1 protein-coding gene is annotated in these 1,088 nt (G+C 55.1%); it reads right to left on the bottom strand.

Annotated elements, in window-relative coordinates; translation table 11 throughout:
• Window positions 1–605 precede the first annotated feature (605 nt).
• Window positions 606–1,088, bottom strand: a 483-nt coding sequence (locus D6694_11895; GenBank protein ID RMH38739.1) for a hypothetical protein, incomplete at its 5' end; no start/stop codon positions are given.

Raw genomic sequence — 1,088 nt, 5'->3', positions numbered from 1 at the left:
GGCTTTCGCCAAAAAATGCGGTGCGCAGCGAAGATGGCAAATCCGATGCACATTGCAGCCCGACAGGATTGCATGGACGAGTGGCATAGCGCCGGGGAATGAGGATGATTATCGGGCACAAGAGGAATCGAGGATCTGATGGATGAGACAGGGCTTTGCCCTGATGTTGATACGCTGCCGCAGGCGGCGATGTTGAGACGCTGCTTCGCCGCGATATTTAGAGGGTGCACTTCGCGAAAGAGGAGCACTACGTAGTGTGAGTAATAAACACTTAACGCTAAACCCTACACGATCAATGGTATGCGCACATGCAGGGCGTCAGGCGCGACTTGCCTGCCGTATCGGGCGGCTCCGGGCACCCCATCCACACCAGCGAAAGGAATAAGGCAAAAAAGCCCTTGGGTATCGAAGTCCCCTCCATAGACTCAGGACGAAAATCCGAATCCACCCGCACAGAGCACACTCAATTCGAATTTCCACACGAAACAAATCCACAACTGCGGCGGTGGGGACTTGCAACAAGCGCGATGACAGGCAAAAGCCCGCGCAGCGGCGGAGCATGGCACCCGCCGCTGTACGCGCTTACTCAAAACGGCAAAGCCAAATCAGTCCAAGTTTTTGATTGCCTTCAGCTCATCCACAGTGTCGGGATGCAGTTGGGGTATGAGTTTATCTATGGAAGCCAGTTTTCTTGCAACAGTTTTTGGCTCTGTTGCCGGGTCCAACTGCATCAGCTCATCGAGCTGTTCAGCGATCCGAAGCGCTACCTCCGAACCGTCACGTTCCAGTATCGACCTTGCTTTCTGAAGCACTTCCTCGGGTGCGAGATCTACCACGACAACCGCCTGCTGATACCCGCCACACTCTGCACACTTGCTCGAGCAGCCAAAAGTAAACCCGGTACACCTACATCGCTCACAGGCTGAAGGACAAGTAAGCGAACAGTTGCCACCCAGCGTGCCATAGGCTGAGCACGTGTTTGCCACCTTTTCCGAAGGTGCAGGCGCGTGAGGGGCAACGGGCAAGAAGTACCACGCCCCGAACGCGAGCGAGAGCAAGCTGATGAGAAGTGCTTTCATGGTGAAAGG

Source organism: Gammaproteobacteria bacterium (assembly GCA_003696665.1).
GTDB lineage: Bacteria > Pseudomonadota > Gammaproteobacteria > Enterobacterales.
The sequence above is the reverse complement of the archived record's forward strand: the minus strand, read 5'-3'. Positions and strand labels throughout refer to the sequence as shown.